The organism is Kosmotoga sp. DU53 (genome assembly GCF_001639905.1).
GTDB classification, from domain to species: domain Bacteria; phylum Thermotogota; class Thermotogae; order Petrotogales; family Kosmotogaceae; genus Kosmotoga; species Kosmotoga olearia.
This window is the reverse complement of the sequence record NZ_JGCK01000090.1, coordinates 1-1,938: the sequence shown is the minus strand read 5'-3', so window position 1 is coordinate 1,938 and position 1,938 is coordinate 1. Positions and strand designations below refer to the sequence as shown.

Below are 1,938 nucleotides of genomic sequence, written 5' to 3'. Positions count from 1 at the left end.
CGCACTGCCCCACTTTAGCTGTTTTCTTGTTACAGCCTATTTCACTTTAGCCTTTTTGTGCAATTCTGCGAGTTTTGTCCATGGCCGGTTGTGATAGAATGAGAATGAGTCAGTTGTCGGCATGCTGGGTTATCACAGGATTTGTGTTTTCTGTGTTAGCATTTGCATCTGTTTCATCAGCAAACGCTATTGTTACTGTTAAGAACAACATTATTAATATCAGCAAAATCTTTATGGATTTTTTCATTATTTCCCCCCTTATTTGCAGAATAATACATTCTATGTGATTTTTCAAATTTTTAAATTCTGTAATTCGCTTCTGTAGTAAGTTTCAGAGCCTAAAATTGCTTGAAATCGTTACATTCGCATTTTTCCGTTATAACTGAAACAAGGGGTTGGAAAAGTGAAGAAACTGCCCGAATTGTTCATGCCTGTATTCAGATATGGTGCATTTGCAAAACCTTTAATAATTAAAGTCATCAATTCCAATTTGTCAGATAATATAAGGTACACTGCGCTTTCTTTTGTACATACGTGGAAAGGTGACTATAACAAAGCGCTTTATTACACCCATAAGGCACTTGATCTTTGTGGAAATAGCAGCATGCGCTATATGCTTTTTGCAAGGGAGCTGTCGTGTAAGGCAAGTCTCGGGAACAAAGATGAAAAGCTTTACCAATTTCTAAAAAGCAATTTGAATAAAATAAGCGGAAGGACACGAGAAGAAATAGAAGCAGTTATTTTAAACGTAGAAGCGAGATGGGGAACAGTGAAATTGAAGAGAAAAACAAGAATTTGGGGGGATAAAAAGATATTATCTGCCATCACTTTTCATCATCTTGGTTATGCGCGAAGACTCGCTGAAGAAGGAAAACTCTCTCAGGCAGTTAATCATTACATTCAGGCATACAGGATCTCAAAGAATATCCCCCATCCTTCAGGAATTATCAGTTCCCTTAACGGCCTTGCATGGAGAATAAGGGAAAAACATCCATTTTGGGCTCAGTCGATAGCAAAAAAAGCGGTGTGTTATCTTGGTTATTACCGAGAGGTTCCAGGCAATCTCTTTGGATGTCTTGACTCGTTATTTGTGATTGAGAAAGCAAATAATTCATGTTCCATAGCGCAAACAGCGCGAATAATTGCATCTCTGCCAGTACCAAAGAACTATGAAAAACTTTCAAGGGAAGCAGAAAAATTCATTCCCAATTACAATATCTCTATGTACGAAAATACAGAAAAGCTGAGGAAATACCTCAAATCGCTGATAGATCCATACAGAAAAGAAAACGTAAGTATAGGGGACCTTTCGGCAATTTTCACGGGTAAGACAAAGGTGATAAGAGGAAATACGCTGAGGAAGATAATAGAAGGAATAACAGAAAGTAGAAATGTGGATATTACCAGAATGCCTTATCCTGTATACAACGAATTGGTAAAACATAGGATTGAAAAAAGCTTTGAAGAAGCAATTCAATATTTGGAAAAACTTCCGTTTTCAGAGAGAAAACGCCTTTTCTTTTCCACATTTATCGCACTTGCTGACAGGGAGAAGTTTTACCTCTCGAGGAAAGACAAATTACTTGAAGCATATAAATCCCTTCGCAATATAAACGTATTTGCAAATCTTATGAGCAAAAGGTACGAAACAATGAATTTTGTGGCCGATATGGTAAAAGCACATCCATACGTGGAGGGAAGGAAAATGGCGATACACAAGGCTTATACTGCACCCCTGAAGAATTGGACAGGTAAAAAGTAGAGAGATAAAATAAAGGCAAGGGGGTGCAGTTAATGGCAAAGAAACTCTCGGCAGAAGAAAAGATGGCAATAATTCTGGAAGGGCTTCGTCGAGAAAAGAGCGTTTCTCAAATCTGCAGAGAACATGGAATTTCACAAGCTCAGTAATTACAAATGGCGTGACAGGTTTCTCGAAGG

Annotated in this window: 2 protein-coding genes and 1 pseudogene; 2 read left to right on the top strand and 1 reads right to left on the bottom strand. The window is 38.0% G+C overall.

Features of this window, described 5'->3' with window-relative positions; translation table 11 throughout:
* Positions 1–109 precede the first annotated feature (109 nt).
* Positions 110–247, bottom strand: a complete 138-nt coding sequence (locus DU53_RS12355) for a hypothetical protein (protein WP_015868141.1) — start codon at positions 245–247, stop codon at positions 110–112.
* Positions 248–403: 156 nt separating this feature from the next.
* On the opposite strand from DU53_RS12355, the gene DU53_RS11640 reads away from it, so the two are divergent.
* A complete protein-coding gene (locus DU53_RS11640; RefSeq protein WP_063728799.1) occupies positions 404–1,762 on the top strand; it encodes a hypothetical protein in 1,359 nt (452 codons plus the stop codon).
* A 32-nt stretch (positions 1,763–1,794) separates the two neighbouring features.
* Positions 1,795–1,938, top strand: a pseudogene (locus DU53_RS11635) (transposase); the annotation flags it as partial.

What these genes read in the sequence shown, in the direction of transcription:
- DU53_RS12355 (WP_015868141.1), bottom strand. Translation starts at nt 247, where the DNA reads ATGAAAAAATCCATAAAGATTTTGCTGATATTAATAATGTTGTTCTTA.